This window comes from Acinetobacter sp. YH16044 (assembly GCF_013417145.1).
In the GTDB taxonomy this organism is placed as follows: Bacteria; Pseudomonadota; Gammaproteobacteria; order Pseudomonadales; family Moraxellaceae; genus Acinetobacter; species Acinetobacter amyesii.
Genome location: NZ_VPEK01000001.1, coordinates 40619 through 58855 on the forward strand (window position 1 = coordinate 40619; position 18237 = coordinate 58855).

16 protein-coding genes and 1 tRNA gene are annotated in these 18237 nt (G+C 39.9%); 12 read left to right on the forward strand and 5 right to left on the reverse strand.

Annotation, left to right across the window (positions count from 1 at the left end; genetic code table 11):
- The first annotated feature begins 18 nt into the window (after nt 1-18).
- Together FTV38_RS00160 and FTV38_RS00165 are read left to right on the forward strand one after the other, a co-directional pair.
- Complete coding sequence (locus FTV38_RS00160; protein WP_180020654.1) at nt 19-378, forward strand: type I secretion C-terminal target domain-containing protein; 360 nt, start codon at nt 19-21, stop codon at nt 376-378.
- A 72-nt stretch (nt 379-450) separates the two neighbouring features.
- Nucleotides 451-768, forward strand: a complete 318-nt coding sequence (locus tag FTV38_RS00165; protein WP_180003903.1) for an MGMT family protein — start codon at nt 451-453, stop codon at nt 766-768.
- A gap of 109 nt (nt 769-877) precedes the next feature.
- On the opposite strand, the gene FTV38_RS00170 is transcribed toward FTV38_RS00165, so the two are convergent.
- Together FTV38_RS00170 and FTV38_RS00175 are read right to left on the reverse strand one after the other, a co-directional pair.
- Complete coding sequence (locus tag FTV38_RS00170; protein WP_078189919.1) at nt 878-1318, reverse strand: universal stress protein; 441 nt, start codon at nt 1316-1318, stop codon at nt 878-880.
- 294 nt (nt 1319-1612) lie between these two features.
- Nucleotides 1613-2029 (reverse strand): hypothetical protein, encoded by a 417-nt coding sequence (locus tag FTV38_RS00175; RefSeq protein ID WP_180020656.1) that lies wholly within the window; start codon nt 2027-2029, stop codon nt 1613-1615.
- Between the two features lie 167 nt (nt 2030-2196).
- Here FTV38_RS00175 and FTV38_RS00180 point away from each other — a divergent pair.
- Nucleotides 2197-2273: transfer RNA gene (locus tag FTV38_RS00180), tRNA-Met, on the forward strand.
- A gap of 265 nt (nt 2274-2538) precedes the next feature.
- Here FTV38_RS00180 and FTV38_RS00185 read toward each other — a convergent pair.
- Nucleotides 2539-4164, reverse strand: coding sequence for an NAD+ synthase (locus FTV38_RS00185; RefSeq protein WP_180020658.1), 1626 nt, complete (start codon nt 4162-4164; stop codon nt 2539-2541).
- A gap of 375 nt (nt 4165-4539) precedes the next feature.
- Nucleotides 4540-5052, reverse strand: a complete 513-nt coding sequence (locus tag FTV38_RS00190; protein ID WP_180020660.1) for a hypothetical protein — start codon at nt 5050-5052, stop codon at nt 4540-4542.
- A gap of 165 nt (nt 5053-5217) precedes the next feature.
- On the opposite strand from FTV38_RS00190, the gene FTV38_RS00195 reads away from it, so the two are divergent.
- The 5 genes from FTV38_RS00195 to FTV38_RS00215 all read left to right on the forward strand — a co-directional run bounded on the left by FTV38_RS00195 (nt 5218) and on the right by FTV38_RS00215 (nt 11857).
- Nucleotides 5218-6720 (forward strand): AAA family ATPase, encoded by a 1503-nt coding sequence (locus FTV38_RS00195; RefSeq protein ID WP_180011025.1) that lies wholly within the window; start codon nt 5218-5220, stop codon nt 6718-6720.
- A complete protein-coding gene (locus tag FTV38_RS00200; RefSeq protein WP_180020662.1) occupies nt 6708-8147 on the forward strand; it encodes a VWA domain-containing protein in 1440 nt (479 codons plus the stop codon). Before FTV38_RS00195 ends, FTV38_RS00200 begins: the two co-directional genes overlap by 13 nt.
- A gap of 237 nt (nt 8148-8384) precedes the next feature.
- Nucleotides 8385-9341, forward strand: a complete 957-nt coding sequence (locus tag FTV38_RS00205; RefSeq protein WP_180020664.1) for a metal-dependent hydrolase — start codon at nt 8385-8387, stop codon at nt 9339-9341.
- A 12-nt stretch (nt 9342-9353) separates the two neighbouring features.
- Nucleotides 9354-10220 (forward strand): SDR family oxidoreductase, encoded by an 867-nt coding sequence (locus FTV38_RS00210; protein ID WP_180020666.1) that lies wholly within the window; start codon nt 9354-9356, stop codon nt 10218-10220.
- Between the two features lie 2 nt (nt 10221-10222).
- Complete coding sequence (locus FTV38_RS00215) at nt 10223-11857, forward strand: flavin-containing monooxygenase (RefSeq protein WP_373886997.1); 1635 nt, start codon at nt 10223-10225, stop codon at nt 11855-11857.
- Between the two features lie 332 nt (nt 11858-12189).
- Here the strand turns inward: FTV38_RS00215 and gltA are convergent, their stop codons facing one another.
- Nucleotides 12190-13467 (reverse strand): citrate synthase, encoded by a 1278-nt coding sequence (gene gltA, locus FTV38_RS00220; protein ID WP_078189909.1) that lies wholly within the window; start codon nt 13465-13467, stop codon nt 12190-12192.
- A gap of 1027 nt (nt 13468-14494) precedes the next feature.
- On the opposite strand from gltA, the gene sdhC reads away from it, so the two are divergent.
- From sdhC to FTV38_RS00240, 4 genes are read left to right on the forward strand one after another with little or no spacing between them, the layout of a single operon-like run.
- Nucleotides 14495-14893: a succinate dehydrogenase, cytochrome b556 subunit gene (gene sdhC, locus FTV38_RS00225; protein WP_078189908.1), complete on the forward strand. Its 399-nt coding sequence runs from the start codon at nt 14495-14497 to the stop codon at nt 14891-14893.
- Nucleotides 14893-15258, forward strand: a complete 366-nt coding sequence (gene sdhD / locus FTV38_RS00230; protein ID WP_078189907.1) for a succinate dehydrogenase, hydrophobic membrane anchor protein — start codon at nt 14893-14895, stop codon at nt 15256-15258. Before sdhC ends, sdhD begins: the two co-directional genes overlap by 1 nt.
- 12 nt (nt 15259-15270) lie before the next feature.
- Nucleotides 15271-17169: an FAD-binding protein gene (locus tag FTV38_RS00235; RefSeq protein ID WP_078189906.1), complete on the forward strand. Its 1899-nt coding sequence runs from the start codon at nt 15271-15273 to the stop codon at nt 17167-17169.
- Nucleotides 17170-17183: 14 nt separating this feature from the next.
- Complete coding sequence (locus FTV38_RS00240) at nt 17184-17891, forward strand: succinate dehydrogenase iron-sulfur subunit (RefSeq protein WP_078189905.1); 708 nt, start codon at nt 17184-17186, stop codon at nt 17889-17891.
- The last annotated feature ends 346 nt before the right edge of the window (nt 17892-18237 follow it).

Here is an 18237-nt window from a genome sequence, read left to right on the forward strand (position 1 = left end):
GAAACCATTGAAGTCACTGTGACAGATAAAGTAGGCAATGATCGATTCACCACCAAAGCGGGCATTGATACGGTTATTTATAAAGTATTGGATCAAGCAGATGCAACGGGTGGCAATGGACATGATACTTGGAATGACTTTAATGCGTCTGAAGGCGATAAAGTGAATATCAAAGCCTTGTTACAAGGGCAAAATGTCAATCAGTCGAATATTGATCAGTTTGTTTCGGTGAAATCTGATGGCAAGGGCAACACCGTGATCAGTATTGATCGTGATGGAACAGAGTCTAAATTTGGCGATAAAGTTGAATTACTCACTTTGAAAAATACCGATGTGACTTTGCAAGACTTAATCGATCACAACCAATTACTGTACTAATCTGTCAAAATTAAGTATTAATCAAAGAGAACCTTCGGGTTCTCTTTTTTTATGCGGCTCAAAGGAGATCAGATGAAGCAGAGTGATGAATTGGCAACGCAAATTTTGTCGGTTATTCAATTGATACCGCAGGCGAAGATTGCCACTTACGGACAAATTGCCAAATTAGCGGGTTTACCGAAGCATGCACGACTGGTTGGCTATGTACTTAAGCATCTAGATGCAACATCAACGATCCCATGGCATCGAGTGGTCAATGCTCAGGGAAAAATCAGCACGCAGCGTTGCAATGAAAAAGGCGAAAATATCCAGCAATTGAAATTGACAGCCGAAAATGTCTTTGTAGTGAATGGACGCATCTCATTGAAACAATATCAATGGATACCTTAAAAAATCCTTGCCTTAAACATAGAATTATAATTTTATAATTGATGAAGTAGTCAATAAAAAGCCCTCTAGGATCAGAAGGCTTTTTATTTCACGCTATAAATCTAATGGCTTATTTGCGTACAACCAAAACAGGAATGTCTGAAGCACCTAGTACGCTTTGAGCTACGCTGCCCAAGAAGAATTTTTTGATCCCTGTACGGCCATGTGAACCAATAATAATCAAGTCCGCATGTGTTTCTTCTGCAGCTTTAACCAGTTCAGTATGCACCACTTGACCTTCAAGTAAGCGAGTTTCAACAGTGACACCTTCAGTTGAAAATTTCGCTTTTGCTTCTTCAAGTGTATTTAAAATCGATGCACGAGCACGTTCAATTAAATCATTGGTTTGCGCTGCTGAAATATACTCTGCAGCAATATATGGATCGAGCGTCAGTACTTGAACCACAGTAATTTTACTGCCAAAAGTTTTTGCAAACTCGACAGCTTTAGCCACCGCAGCATAAGAAGTTTCTGAACCGTCCACTGGAACTAAAATATTATTTAAAGCCATCTTATTTCTCCTTATCTGATCAATTGAATTTGGATGGAAAAACCTGAAAAAAAGCGCTACTTACATTGATCATAGTTTCATCATACGCTTTTTTATTTGGGAATAAAACCAAGTAAATTCATAAGGATATTGCGAAATTTGCAATAAAAATATTGCAAAAATATAGACTTGTTTTCACCTCGCTTAGCGATAGCAAAAATGCTCAATAATGTAAGCAGCTATGTCTAGATTGTAAGACAATTTGGTGCAGAAAAAATTGAGCTTTGATAATTTCATTTAACAGCGGACATGGTTTTAATCACACTGTTTCTGTTGCTCTGTCAGGGTAATATGCAACGCTTGTTGCTCAAGCAAGCTTAATTTATGCAAAGTATCTTCAGGAAAGATCTGTTTCTGTAGGCGTTGAATCTGTCGAGCTGATAAATACTGATTGGCACAATACATTGCAGCTTCATTGGCGCGAGCAACACTGACTAATTTCTCCTGATCATTGAAGTCGAGACGAATGATGGGTTGCTGTGCTCGGCTAAGTTGAGCCATGCTGCGCTTTTGTTGCATGCTCAATAAGGGCTGTTTATTAATCCAAGTCGCCACATCACGTCGCACACCATAGTAGTCAACAAAAATAGGCGAAACGATTTGGCAGCCCGTCAAGGTCATGACGGCTAGGCTGAGGGTCAGACAGGCTTTTTTTATCGAATTGACTTGCATGATAAAACTCTAATTTTTAATCAAAAAATATAGTAATTAGGGCTAAAAATAGCATGATTTGCTTAAATAGTAACATCTTGAACTTTGCTTGTTTAAACTCTGAACAATTGCATACAAAAATGCTTGACGATAATGTGTGAAATCTAGATAATGCCACCACAGTTTACGGCTATGTAGCTCAGTTGGTTAGAGCACCGCACTCATAATGCGGGGGTCACAAGTTCAAGTCTCGTCATAGCCACCATTTTTATAGACCAAGCTCTCAGCTTGGTCTCTTTTTTTGTGCCTAGAAAAAGTCAAATAAATTGAAATAATTACAGCACTAATAAAATGATCTATTCACGATGTCTATGTAGAAATAAAAGAGAACTCAAATCTTTAATATTTGAATTGATAGCTTAACTTTTAATAGGAACATCTCAGTTATTGTGTACTTTTACTGCTGCGTATTTTGCGCCTATAAAAAAGCCCAGTTCTATAACTGGGCTTTTTTGATTTGAATCAAGTAATTAGATACCCGGTTTCCAACCATTCACGATCGGATAGCGACGTTCACGGCTAAATGCACGTGAGCTGATACGTGGACCGATCGCGCCTTGGCGACGTTTGTATTCGTTTAGATCAACCAAACGGATCACTTTTTTCACAACTTCAGCATCAAAACCTTTGGTAATGATGTCATCTTGGCTCATGTCTTCTTCGATATACGCATACAAGATGGCATCCAATACTTCGTATTCAGGTAATGAGTCTTGGTCTTTCTGATCTGGACGAAGTTCCGCAGAAGGTGGGCGAGTAATTACACGTTCAGGAATCACTGGTGTTTCTGAAATGCTGTTACGGTATTTTGCTAGTTCAAATACAATCGTTTTATAGACGTCTTTAAGAACCGCAAAGCCACCGACCATGTCACCGTACAATGTGCAGTAGCCAACAGATAATTCAGACTTGTTACCTGTAGAAAGGACTAAATTGCCGAACTTGTTCGATAAGGCCATTAACAATGTACCGCGAGAACGCGCTTGTAAGTTTTCTTCAGTCGCATCGGTCGGTGCATCACCAAAGAATGGGAACAAGGTTTGCATAAAACCATTCACAATTGGATTGATTTCGGCAATACCAAAAGTCACGCCCATATTCTTGGCTTGTTCAGCCGCATCTTCAACACTGATTTGCGCAGTATAAGTATATGGCATCATGACCGCTTGAACTTTATCGGCACCAATTGCATCGGCAGCAATCGCTAAAGTTAATGCTGAGTCAATACCACCAGATAGACCTAAAATCACACCTGGGAAGCCTGAACGTTGTACGTAGTCACGTGTTGCGATCACAAGGCTTTGATAGATTTCAGCCATGGTATTTAATACAGGGGTGATTGTACCTGTTTTAAAGGCTTTTTGTTCGGCATCGTATTCTGCGATATATAGATCTTCAACAAAACTCGGTGCTTGCAATGCAACTTCACCTGAATTGTTCATTACAAAGCTTGTGCCATCAAAGACAAGATCGTCTTGACCGCCGACTTGGTTGCAGTAAACCAAATTGATGTTCAATTGTTTGGTCAATGCAGCCATTGTTTCAATGCGATGCTGTGGTTTACCAACTTCATAAGGTGAAGCATTCAACACCAAAGCGGTTTCAACATTTAACTGAGCAAGTTGTTGAACAGTTGGTAAGGCCCAAACATCTTCGCAAATCAACACACCAAACTTATGACCTAAATATTCAAAGACAAGGTGTTGATGACCTTCACTGAAATAACGTTTTTCATCAAAAACGCTATAGTTTGGAAGATTTTGTTTATTGTAAATCCCGAGAACTTGACCATTTTTCATGACAGCAGCAGAGTTATAGCGCTGACCATCTTCAGTTTGATTTACAAAACCAAAGACTAAAACGATGTCCTTAACGCTCGCTAATTGTTCAAAAGCTTGCTGTGTACGTTTATTTAAACTTGGACGTAATAATAAATCTTCAGCAGGATAACCAACTGTAGAAAGTTCCGGAAAAACAATAATATCTGCGTTCTGTTCTTTTGCAACATTGGCTTGTTGAAGCATTTTTGCTGCGTTTGATTCTAGATTACCAATATGCGGAGAGAACTGAGCAAGTGCAATTTTAAAACTATTCATTCCAACTAAATCCTATTCCTATAGGTGAATACACTTAACACACTGATTTGTATTATTGTGATTATTCAGCGAGTGTATTTAGATACGAAAAATACTGCCGAAAGGCGAAAACAAAACACCATCATCGTATGATAATTCACTTGTTTTGATGCAAAGCAAAAAAATAAGGTGAGCCTATTTTATCTGAATTTAAGCGAGATACTAGAGGTATTCATAGCTTTTAAAAGCCTAGCTGAGCTTATGTGCCATAAAGTAAATATTAATGCTGTTTTTTTGTACTCAAAATAGCGTCAATGGTCGAGCAATAGTGTGAAATAGAATGATCAGGCGATATTCAATTTTATCTAAAAATATTCGCTACAGAGCATGGAAGCTTTATAGCTCAATTTGATGAACAAGTTCTGGATATAAAATAATATTTTTAATTCGCTTTAAATAGATGTCACGTGCAATGTCGCCTTGTTGCTCAATGTTGTAGTCAAAAAATACTTTGTGTGCTTTGAGGGTATAGTGGTAAGGATTATATTTTTTAAAACTAAAGAAATACGCCATCTGTAAAACAGCACCCCGACCCAAAACATTGATCTGCTGCTGGTATTGATAAACATGGGCCATCTCATGAATAAACAGGGCGCGATATCCTAAAGACGCTTTGGCATAGTCCGCTTTAAACAGTAAATTTCGTGCATGGATATACCCCTGAGGCGCCATGACCACATGCGCCGATTGCCAAGGCAAAAAAGGGTGATTCATCACTTTCACTTGCTCATATTGAATTAAATCACCAAACACACTGCGACACATGGATATTTCACCTGCCGTGAGGGATCGATATTTAAAACCTTCAAGTTTTAGCAGCCGAATGAGTGTGTGAAAGAAAGGCAACATGATGAAAAGTGTTTATTGTTCCAAAGGGATGTGTAGATTTACTATAACCTGAAAATACAATATCAAGCTGTTGCGCTGTATTTAAAGAGCGATATTTTTGCATCTGCTACAGCGAAAAATCGGTTAGGGCGTTACAATTTAGTTTTCGGTCGAACAGATAGTCAGATGCAAGCAAGGATCAATACTTTAATTTCTGAAATCAGCAAAAATATGTATGAACGCGAGCAGATTATTGCATTGAGTTTGCTGGCTGGTGTTGCGGGCATGAATACCTTTTTATATGGTTTGCCCGGCACAGCAAAAAGTTTGATTTCGCGTCGAATCGCGTCTGCTTTTGAAGTCCATGACTATTTTGAATACTTGATGAATCGTTTCAGTACACCGGAAGAAATTTTTGGACCGGTATCGATCAAAGCCTTAAAAGAAGATCAATATATTCGTAAAACAGAACATTATTTACCACGAGCAGATTTTGCTTTTTTAGATGAAATTTGGAAAGCCAGTCCAGCGATTTTAAATACTTTACTGACCTTGGTGAATGAGCGGAGTTTTAAAAATGGTGACATTGTCCAAAAAGTTCCATTGAATGTTTTGGTTAGTGCATCGAATGAAATTCCCGAACCAAATCAAGGTCTAGATGCATTGTATGATCGTTTTATTTTGCGTTTAGAAGTGCCGCCGATTGCTATTGCAGAAAACTTCCATGCACTATTAGAGGCCAAACCGAGTCAAGTCAGTGTTGAAGTCGATGCAACTTTAAAAATAACAAAAGCAGAGTTACAAGATTGGCGGGAACAGATTTATCAGGTGGATTTACCCGAATCGATTTTAAATCTGTTTGATCAACTTAAAACTCGACTCAATCATAACTTTGAAGATCACGTGGTCTATGTCTCTGACCGTCGTTGGCAACGTGTGGCTTATTTAGTCAAAGCCTGTGCATTTTTAAATGATCGTTCATCGGTGATTTTGAGTGATTTATTAATTTTAAAACATTGTTTATGGAATCAGCCTGAAGACATTGGTTTTGTTTCACAGCAGATAGATGAAGTATTGGCTGAAAATGGCTTAAATTATGGGTTGCAGTTCGAACAGCATGTGGCAGAGAAGGATGCACTTGAACAGCGGGTGCTCAATCATTTTTATTATACCGATGATGTGTATGAGAGTTATTTAATTCATGGCATTGACTACTTGCGTGCAGTGACCAATCTAGATCGACACTATAAAGATAAAGTGTTGTATCTCGAACTGGATAAAATGGATACGAAAAAGGACTTCTTTGCCTTAGATGATACGGGTGAAGAAGTGCGTGGAATCGTGTGTAATTTTAATGGTTCAAGAGTGTGTACGTTAAAAGGTGGCTATTACGGCTTAGAAGAAGTGGTGACGCCGTATATAAAACATACCAAAGGTAGTCCACGCAGCTCTCTTTCAGCACAAAGCCAATATGAGCTGTTACACGAAGTTCAACAGCTCAAAGCACTGTTTCAAACAGAATTGGAACTGTTAACGGAACGATTTAACAGTCAAAAACATCAGTTTAAATCGGTCTTTGTCACTGAACAGGATATTCAACATTTGATTCAATCTATTGAGCAGCAATTGGCAAGATATCAATTGCAGTTGCAAGATTGTGAGCGTCTGGAACAGTTATGTCGCAATTAAAACCGACAAGACACCAAACCCAATCGGCACTCGATGAATTAAGTTCGCAGCTTTATGATGAATTAAAACAATCCAGCTTAAAACATTGGTTGGATGATCATAAAGTGGCAAAAAAGCTCGATCAAAAAATTCAGGAATGGGCCTTTCAGGCAAAATCGAGTTTAGATCAGCAGCATCCCTATGCAGTGGCGCAGCAGCAATTGGAACATTGGCTTGCGTTAAAGCATTGGGAGCAGGGCGATTTTGTTCAATTCCACACTGAATATGCCGCCTTTATGCAAACCTTGGGGATTCCAGAATTTACTGAAATGTGGCAACAGAGCCAACAGTCGTTGCAGACCGAGCAGCAGCGTCAATTACACATTGAGCTATTCAAAGGCAAATGGCAACGTAAATTGACCGAAGCTATTGCGCATTGGGAGTTTGAGCAACTCCGTTTACAACGCGATGCCTTTTTAGATGAAATCAAAGATTTTCTTGCAGCATTGTCGAAAATGGTCAAGCACCATGACAGTGTCGGGTTTGAAACTGGGATTTTTCTAGACTATTCCAAAGGGCAATTAACTGCGCAAGACTTACAAAACTTTGAGCAATGGGCCAATTATCTCGAGCAAGATCGGGCGCTTAAACGTCTATGCCAAATGATCGGAAGCGCACAGCCGAATATGCCACGTAAGCGGATTTCTGCTCAGTTAGAACAAGAACCGCAGCAGCTTATTCACACCCCGATGGCGCAAGAGGAAATTACTGGAATTAAATTGGCACAAGAACTCAGTATGGCTTTACCTAGCGAGTTGGCGCTATTAGCCGATCCAGACTTGCAGGTTTTATTTGATTTGAAATATTTAGAATCTAACCTGATGAGTTTTAATCGACAAGATCAGCAACAGGGACGAGTGATCGAAGACCCACGCCATACGCAGCGTCGAGTCGGACAAAAAGGCCCGATGATTGTCTGCTTAGATACCAGTGGCTCAATGAATGGACAACCTGAACTGATTTCCAAAGCGATTTGTCTATATTTATCGATTCGAGCGCTAAAAGAAAAGCGAGCGATGTATTTGGTAAATTTCTCGACCAATTTAACCGCGCTGAATTTACAACATAATAGTGCTTTGGATGATGTCATTCACTTTTTAGGGCAGTCATTTCATGGGGGAACAGATATTATCCCTGCGATGAATCATGCCGTGGACATGCTGAAACAACCGAATTTTGTACATGCCGATGTGGTGGTGATTTCCGACTTTATTATGGGTCAACTGACTGAAGAACTCATGCAAGAGATCACACATTTTAAGCAGCAGGGCAATGGATTCTATGCTGTGGCTATCGGTAATTTTAAACTGGATCATTTAGACGACAGCCTGTTTGATCATCAATGGGTCTATCAATCTGCGACCGGTGAAGTGCAAAAAATCCAATAATCATCACTCACTCAAAATACGCCATGACCTTTAATGACAAGCTTTTGAGCCATACAACACCGATGTTTTAAAGATTGTCTGACAAAGAAAATATTTGAGCATTTTTGCAAATCGAGAGGTCGGTTTTACTAATGGTCTAGTGATCTATCTCACTTAATTTGATCCTCAATCTATGTGTTTTTACTTTAATCGACATGAAGTCAATGAACGGTAAACACCCAAATTGAGAGCAAAATCATGAGCGCTTTTCAACCGATAAAAAAAACGTTAGCACGCGTATTTGCAGGCCCTGTCTTTGACCCAACAAAACAGTCTGCCGTTGTTCCTATTCGTCATATGAAATTTGATTTCGAACCAGAAAAAATTGATCCAAAATTTTATATGAATGCAGAATTGGCCAGTGCCTATTTTGCATCTTTATCTATTTTCTTAACCCGTGGTGAAGATTTGGTGATCGATACAGCACGTTTTCATCGTGACTTTATTCAAGATCCTGTATTAAGACAATGTGTCACTTCATTGATTGGGCAAGAGGCTATTCATTCACGTATGCATGAAGAAATGAATGAAGCGTATCGCGCAAGAAATCTGCCTGTGCAATTTTTCAGAAAGTTAGAACATTACGTCTTTGCTTATGGCTTTGAGCGTATGCCGCAGCCAATGAAATTATCCTTAATGGCGGCAATTGAGCATTTCACCGCAGTGCTTGCCGAATACATGATGAATCATGAGGAAATTTTCTTTAGATCAATTGATGAAAAGCAACGTGCCATTTGGATGTGGCATATGTTGGAAGAGTCTGAACACAAAGACATTGCCTATGATGTATATCAAGAATTATCTGGTAATTATGCTTTACGTATTGCTGGTTTCTTCCCTGCATTAATTACCATTTTGGGTTTGATTTCAATTGGTGCCTCGATTGTACCATTTTACAGAAAACCCTCGAACCTGATTAGCCTAAGCTACTGGAAAGATGTTCCGCGCAGTTTCCAACTGATTTTTGGTTTAAAAGATGGTGTCTATGGCAGTAGCCTCGGGCATATTTTTGATTATTTACGACCAAGTTTTCACCCGAATGATCATGACACTTCTGCATTTCTTGAATATTACAAAAAGCGTTTGTTGAACCCTGTTGATGGAGTGTTGACACCATATTTTGTCAAAGAATTTACCCCAGCATTAAAACGATAAAAGGACAAAACCATGGGTCTATTTGGAAAAAAGAACAAGCCAAGTGAAAATGCCTATGCAGTGGTCACCGGTGCAGGCAGTGGTATTGGGCGAAGTTTCGCTTTGGAGTTGGCACGTCGTGGCGGAACAGTGGTCTGTGCAGATATTCATTTAGATGCAGCGCAAGAAACGGTGGATCAAATTCAATCCATGACCTCATCAAACGCATATGCAGTGCAGTGTGATGTCGGTAAGGCTGAAGAAGTAAAAGCATTGTCAGAGCAAGCTGAGCAGTTGATGGGACATGCTGTGACCTTAGTGATCAACAATGCAGGCGTCGGGCTGGGTGGTAAATTTGATGAACTGAGTTTAGATGACTGGCAGTGGTGTATGCATGTCAATTTGTGGGGTGTGGTGCATGGCTGCCATTATTTTGTACCCAAGTTGAAACAAAATAAGCAGGGCGGCGCGATTATTAATGTTGCTTCTGCTGCGGCATATACTGCTGCACCAGAAATGACAGCATATAACGTGACGAAGTCGAGTGTGTTGGCATTGTCTGAAACTTTATCGGCAGAGCTCCGATCGGCAAATATCCGTGTGAATGTACTGTGCCCAACCTTGGTGCCGACCAATATCATGAAGAATGGACGCTTGCCCAATCGATATTCAAGCTTAGCTGATCAACTGCTGATGAATCATGCATTTACGACGAGCCACGATGTAGTCAATTTGACATTGAATAATTTAGATGCAGGGAAGTTGTACACCATTCCGCAACCTGATGCCAAATTATTTTGGTGGTTAAAGCGTTTATCCCCGCAAACCTATACCCGTTTATTGGGGGTGGGTTATCCCATATTTAACAACTATATTAAAAAGTCGGGAGCAAAAGCATGAACATGCCGACACAATTACATGACGAAGATGTAAAAGCATTAGATCAAGAGAAAACTCAAACTAAAAAGCCCACAGCACATACTAATGCACGTCGTCCTGCATCGTCTTCTGCTAAAGCTAAAAAAGCAGTACAAGACCAAGCAGAGCCAGAACCTAGCCTACAAAAACCAAGCGTAGAAAATCAAGTGCGTGTCTACGATACCATTGTGATTGGTGTGGGGATATCCGGTTTAGCTGCCGCTCATCAAATGAATGAACGAGGTTATACCGATTATGTGGTTTTGGAAAAAGCCAATCGCGTAGGAGGAACATGGCGCGACAACACCTATCCAGGTTGTGGATGTGATGTCCCTTCGGCTTTATATTCTTTTTCATTTGCACCGAGTCATAAATGGAGTCATTTATTTGCCAAGCAACCTGAGATTCTGAACTATTTAGAAGGTGTTGCGGAGCAGCATGCGCTGTATCGCAACATTCAGTTCAATTGTGAATTAATTGCAGCGGAATGGAATGAGCAATTAAAGCAATGGCAATTGGAGACCAGTAAAGGTAAGTATGCGGCAAGAACAGTGATCTTTTCCACTGGGCCGATTACTGAACCGCAAATTCCAAAAATTAAAGGTATTGAAAGCTTTGAAGGTGAAATGTTCCATTCTGCGCGATGGAACCATGCCTATGACTTAAAAGATAAACGTATTGCAGTGATTGGTACGGGGGCATCTGCGATTCAGTTTATTCCTCAGATTCAACCTATTGCCAAAAATGTGGTGGTGTTTCAACGGACTGCGCCATGGGTATTACCAAAAGCAGATTTACCACTGAATGACCGTGCGAAAGGCATCATTACCCGTTTTCCGACTGTTCAAGAAACTTGGCGCAAAAGTGTGGCCGGTATATTAAATGGTATTAATTTAGGACTGCGTAATCCTTCACTACTAGAGCCTGTGAATTATTTAGGTCGTCAGTTGTTGAAAACACAAATTCAAGATACTGAATTACTTGAAAAAGTAACACCAAACTTTTCTATTGGTTGTAAGCGTCTTTTATTTGCCAATAACTATTATCCTGCTTTGCAGCAAGCCAATGTTGAACTTGTGCCACATGGTTTAGTGGAAATAGAAGGTAATACTGTCATCGCTGCAAATGGTGAACGTCATGAAGTCGATGTCATTATTTGGGGCACAGGTTTTGAAGTTTCTCATCCGCCGATTGGGCAACGTGTAAAAAATGCCAAAGGGGAGTTATTGTCAGAACTTTGGAAAAACAGTTCTCCTGAAGCGTTTTTGGGTACCAGTATCGCGCAAGTACCTAATGCCTTCTTGGTGCTTGGGCCAAATATTTTGGTTTATGACTCATTCATTGGGATTGCAGAAGCACAGGTTGGGTATATCGTTGATGCTTTGGTAAAAATGAAACAAGAGAAGATACAACGGCTTGAAATTAAGCCAAATGTATTGGCCTATCACAATGCAAAAGTACAGACACATTTACAGACTACAGTCTTTAATAGTGGCGGCTGTAAGAGCTATTACTTAGATGCCAATGGACGCAATTTTGTAGCTTGGCCGTGGTCACTGAAACAGTTAAAGCAGCGTCTTAAACAGGTGGACTTGACAGACTATGAGTCGGTTGCTTAGAGAAGGTTGCTTAATAAAAGTTACTTAACTTAATAAGCTAAAATAAAGCATCATCAATATTTAAACCTTTTGTTTACAGCCTAATTTCTACGTGGAATTAGGCTTTTTTATGACGATATCTGATGAAGCAGTGTGAGATTTTCTAGAAAATGGCGATTTAAAATACACTCAGCAATAAACAGCATACTTTATAACTTGTGAGACATCGTTTTATCTAATGATTGAGTTGAAAAATCAGTCAGATGGGGCTGTTTTAAAGTGCAAAATAAATCTAGCTGCATAAAAAAACCGCCCCAAAGGGACGGTTTTTAGATTCGCACAATTCTTTCGAATTAACGACCTTGGATATCGCGTTGAGTTTCGCCAGTGTAAAGCTGACGAGGACGACCGATTTTGTAAGGTGCGCTGTGCATTTCTAACCAGTGGCTGATCCAACCAACAGTACGTGCAAGAGCGAAGATTACTGTAAACATTTCTGTTGGGATACCAATCGCTTTAAGGATGATACCTGAGTAGAAGTCTACGTTAGGGTATAGGTTACGTTTGATGAAGTATTCGTCAGAAAGCGCAATACGTTCAAGTTCCATAGCCAAAGCAAGTTGTGGATCGTTGATACCAAGTGCAGTTAACACTTCGTCACAAGTCTCTTTCATTACTTTCGCACGTGGATCGAAGTTTTTGTAAACTCGGTGACCGAAGCCCATAAGTTTAACTTCTTTAGTTTTCACTTTTTCCATGAACGGAGCAACGTTTTCTACAGTGCCGATTTCATCAAGCATCTTAAGAACAGCTTCGTTCGCGCCGCCATGAGCAGGTCCCCATAGAGCCGCGATACCCGCAGCGATACATGCGTATGGGTTAGCGCCAGTAGAACCAGCAAGACGTACTGTAGAAGTAGACGCGTTTTGTTCGTGGTCAGCATGAAGCGTGAAGATACGGTCCATTGCTTTAGCAAGAATAGGGTCAACTTTGTAATCACGGTCTGCAGGAGTAGCAAACATCATGTACAAGAAGTTTTCTGCGTAGCTTAAGTCGTTACGTGGGTAAACGAATGGTTGGCCTACTGTGTATTTGTAAGTCCAAGCAGCTAAAGTAGGAACTTTAGCGATTAAGCGAATAGCAGTGATTTCGCGGTGGTCAATGTTTTCAACATCGAAACCGTTGTGATAGAACGCAGAAAGCGCACCAACAACACCACACATGATCGCCATAGGGTGAGCGTCACGACGGAAACCATTGAAGAAACGGCCAACTTGATCGTGAACCATAGTGTGGTTACGAACTTTAGCATCGAATTCTTGTTTTTGTTCAGCAGTAGGAAGCTCGCCGTTCAAAAGAAGGTAGCAAGTTTCTAAGTAGTCTGCTTTAGTAGCAAGCTGGTCGATTGGGTAGCCACGGTGTAGAAGAACACCTTTACCGCCGTCAATGAAAGTGATTTTAGATTCACAAGCAGCCGTTGAGACAAAACCAGGATCAAAAGTAAAGTGACCTGCGGCCAACACATCTTTAACGTCAATTACATCTGGGCCTAGAGTGCCACTGTAAATTGGTAAGTCAATTTCTTTGCCATCAAGCTGTAAAACGGCTTTTTTGCCAGTTGCTTCAGACATTCAATAGATCTCCTGTCCTGGTGAATGTTTTATCTGACTCAGTACTAATCTTTTAATGCGAGAATCAGACAGATCAAAAATTTGCTCTAAGATTAGAGGGAACTGAAATTTTGTCAATTATACTTATGGATATAAATTGAGGATCATTCCTTGGAATGAAGCACAATTCATCCGCTTAAAAAATGAGTAAAATCACAGTGCCGACGCAGTATAATAAGTCAAATTGCAGGGGAGGTGCAGATTAAAAAAAGCCTATTGCCTTAATTGTAAGCAATTTTTAATTCTTAAAAACTCTGAAACAAATATGAATTACAAGACCGCTATTTCATTAAATTATTATAATTTTCGTAACTTACACACATCTGTGGCTCTAAATTGCTGTTTTCTTATTCATAATTAAAACGACTTAATCGCCCTTAAAAAAAAGTTCGTTTGGTTAAAAAATAGTTAATTAAACGCCTTAAAAAGCTTAATAAATGATCATTTCTGTCATTGGAAAGGTAAATAATGGCGTTTTATTGAACAGATTTGCTGTTACTGAGATTTTTATGCACAGACTAAGTACTTATTTCGTTTCATGATCTTTAAGTTTTATCATTTGAGAAAATGATGCACATTTATTTTTATGATTATGGCTTGGCGAATGTGTTGGAAGATTTTAAAATGTAGTGGGAAAAGAAAGATTTAGATTTGTTCATCTTTAGTCTAAAAGTTTAAATCGCTATATACACACAAAAACAATAAGTTAAATTTACATTTAACTGATTAAAACCAACAACATAGTATGATTTTCTTAGATAAATAAGGTATTTTTTTTTAGAAAAGTTATTGTTAATGATTCTTATTTAAGGATATTTTGCAAAATTCCTAATTGTCTTTGTTTGTGTTTTGAAAGTTCACGTTTTATAATTCCCTGTCGTTTATAAGATCAGACAGCTGCAGAGTTTATTATATTGTAATGTCTGACTATGCTAGCTTTCCTACGAATTAATTCCAACAAACTCCGGATGGAGTTTTTACTTACAGGATGCCCGCTGTGAAAAGCAACAGACCTGTCAATTTGTCCATGGGTCAAGTTTTAGAAGTAAACTTAAAATCCCCTGTGGCTATTGCATCAATTTTACACCGTCTATCAGGTGTTATCGTATTTTTACTCGTACCGGTCCTTCTTTGGATTTTAGACAAATCTTTATCTTCACCTGAAGGTTTTGCGCAAGTTCAGGCTGTGTTTGACAGCTTTATTGTGCGTTTTGTCGTATGGGTATTTGTAGCCGGCTTAATTTATCACCTTATCGGTGGTATCAAGCATCTATTTGCAGATCTTGGCGTTGCTGAAGAACTTCAAAGTGGTCGTATCGCAGCTACTATTTCATTGATCTTGTCTGCAATCGGTATTGTTGCGGCATTTGTATGGATTGTTCTCTAATGAAAAGTGCTACAGGTTTAACAGGATCAGGTTCACGCGATTGGTTTATCCAACGTGTAAGTGCCGTTGTATTGGCTGTTTATACTATTGTTGTACTGGGCTGGATCCTTTGCAATAGCGGATTCACTTTTGAGCAATGGTATGGCTTTATGATGACAACACCAATGAAGATTTTATCTTTATTGTCTGTCTTATCTCTTGTTGCGCATGCTTGGATTGGTATGTGGCAAGTATTCACTGACTATGTGACTACTCGTCAAATGGGTCCTTCAGCAAACGGTCTGCGTTTAGTGCTGACTTCTGCAGTGATTGTTGCAGTATTTGCATACGCGATCTGGGCGATCCAGATTTTTTGGGCAAATTGATAGGAAGATATCATGGGCGCTATAACCCCTAAAGAAGATTACACAAATATTCCACACCAAACTTTCGATGCAGTCATCGTTGGTGGTGGTGGTTCAGGTATGCGTGCTTCTTACCAACTTGCTCAAGCTGGTTTGAAAGTTGCTGTACTGACTAAAGTATTCCCAACTCGTTCGCACACTGTTGCAGCGCAGGGTGGTATTGGTGCATCTCTTGGTAACATGCAAGAAGATAACTGGCACTACCACTTCTACGACACAGTTAAAGGTTCTGACTGGTTAGGTGACCAAGACGCAATTGAGTTCATGACTCGTGAAGCGCCTCAAGTTGTATATGAACTTGAACACTTAGGCATGCCATTTGACCGTAACGCTGACGGTACAATTTACCAACGTCCGTTTGGTGGTCATGCTGCGAACTATGGTGAAAAGCCAGTTCCACGTGCATGTGCTGCTGCCGACCGTACAGGTCACGCACTTCTTCACACGCTTTATCAAAGCAACGTGAAAATGGGTACTCAATTCTTCGTAGAATGGATCGCACTTGATTTGATCCGTAACGAAGCAGGCGATGTACTTGGTGTGACAGCAATTGACCAAGAAACGGGTAAAATTGCAGTATTCCAAGGTAAAGCTACATTGTTTGCTACTGGTGGTGCTGGTCGAGTTTACCGTGCATCTACTAACGCTTATATCAACACTGGTGACGGTCTTGGTATGGCAGCTCGTGCAGGTATTCCATTACAAGATATGGAATTCTGGCAATTCCACCCAACAGGTGTTGCGGGCGCAGGCGTATTGTTGACAGAAGGTTGTCGTGGTGAAGGTGCGATCCTTCGTAACGATGCTGGTGAGCCGTTCATGGAACGTTATGCTCCGACACTTAAAGACTTGGCACCTCGTGACTTCGTATCACGCTCTATGGACCAAGAAATTAAAGAAGGTCGTGGCTGTGGTCCTAAGAAAGACTACATCTTGCTTGATATGACGCATCTTGGTGCTGAAACAATCATGAAACGTCTTCCATCTGTATTCGAGATTGGTAAGAAATTCGCGAACGTTGACATCACTAAAGAGCCAATTCCTGTAGTACCTACAATCCATTACCAAATGGGTGGTATTCCTACAAACATTCATGGTCAAGTGGTTGTTCCTGTTTCTCGTGAAACTGAAGCTTTGGTTGCGAACTACAACAAAGAAACTGATGTGTACTCACACAACGCGGGCGACCGTGATTTCACTAAACCAGTGAAAGGTTTTTATGCAATCGGTGAATGTTCATGTGTATCTGTACATGGTGCAAACCGTCTAGGTACAAACTCATTGCTTGACTTGGTTGTATTTGGTAAAGCTGCTGGTGAACATATTGTTGACTACGTAACTAAACACCATGGTGATGAATACGCTCCATTACCTACAACTGTTCTTGAAAACACTTTGAATCGTGTTCGTCATCTTGATGAATCTACTTCTGGTGAAAATGCTCAAGAAGTTGCTGATGCAATCCGTGACATCGTTCAAGACCATGCTGGTGTATTCCGTACATCTGCACTTCTTGAAGAGGGTGTGAAACAGATTCTTGCGATCGAACCACGTGTACGTAACATTCACTTGAAAGACAAATCTAAAGTATTTAACACAGCGCGTGTTGAAGCTCTAGAAGTTGAAAACCTGTATGAAGTTGCGAAAGCGACACTGATTTCTGCAGCTGCACGTAAAGAATGTCGTGGTGCGCATACAGTGGTAGATTTTGAATTACCACCTGATCATGCTGACTACCCATACGGTCGTCGTGATGATGAGTGGATGAAACACACTTTATGGTTCTCTGTAGATAACCGTCTTGAGTACAAACCAGTACGTTACAAGCCTTTATCTGTAGATGCTATTCCGCCTAAACCACGTACATTCTAATTGGGAGAAGTAAGATGAGTAGAGGTACTCGTACATTTAATATCTACCGCTACGATCCTGATAAGGATGCAGCTCCGTACATGCAAACTTTTAAACTAGAGTTGACTGATAAGCATCGTATGTTGCTTGATGCACTTCTAGCATTAAAAGTTCAAGACGAATCATTAACATTCCGTCGTTCATGTCGTGAAGGTATTTGTGGTTCTGATGGTGTAAACATTAATGGTAAAAATGGTTTGGCGTGTCTTTGGAACCTAAACGACTTACCAGAAGTGATTACAATTCGTCCGCTTCCAGGTCTTCCAGTAATTAAAGATTTGGTTGTAGATATGAATCAGTTCTACGATCAGTACAATAAAATCCATCCGTTCCTAATCAACAATCAGCCTGCGCCTCCTAAAGAGCGTTTGCAGTCTCCTGAAGAGCGTGAACATTTAGATGGTTTGTACGAATGTATTCTTTGTGCATGTTGTTCAACTTCATGTCCATCATTCTGGTGGAACCCAGACAAGTTCTTGGGTCCTTCAGCATTGTTGAACGCATATCGCTTCATCATTGACTCTCGTGATACAGCAACTCAAGAGCGTTTGGCTCGTCTTGACGACCCATTCTCATTGTTCCGTTGTAAAGGTATCATGAACTGTGTATCTGTATGTCCTAAGGGTCTTAACCCAACTAAAGCAATCGGTCACATCCGTAATATGCTTTTAGATCTTGGTTAATAGATTTAGCAGTAAAAAGAAGCGCACCATTGGGTGCGCTTTTTTTTGTCATATATAAAAGTGATGATAGTGAAAGTTATTCGCTGTTATTGATGTGTGCTTTAAATGGATTTTATAAAAACGCAGTGAATTAAGGGTATAAAGCGATAGATAAATGGTTATTTATTGATGAAACGCTCGTTCAAGTCTGTCAAAAGGATTAGAAGATGTTATTATGTAACGTAGTAAAAAGAGAGAGGATAGGAATGTCAGCTCTCTTTTGTTTTTGTATATGAGATGAGGGAAAAATCGAACGTAGACTTTTGTCTTAATTGAAAGATCATTTTATATGTAGCACCATATCATA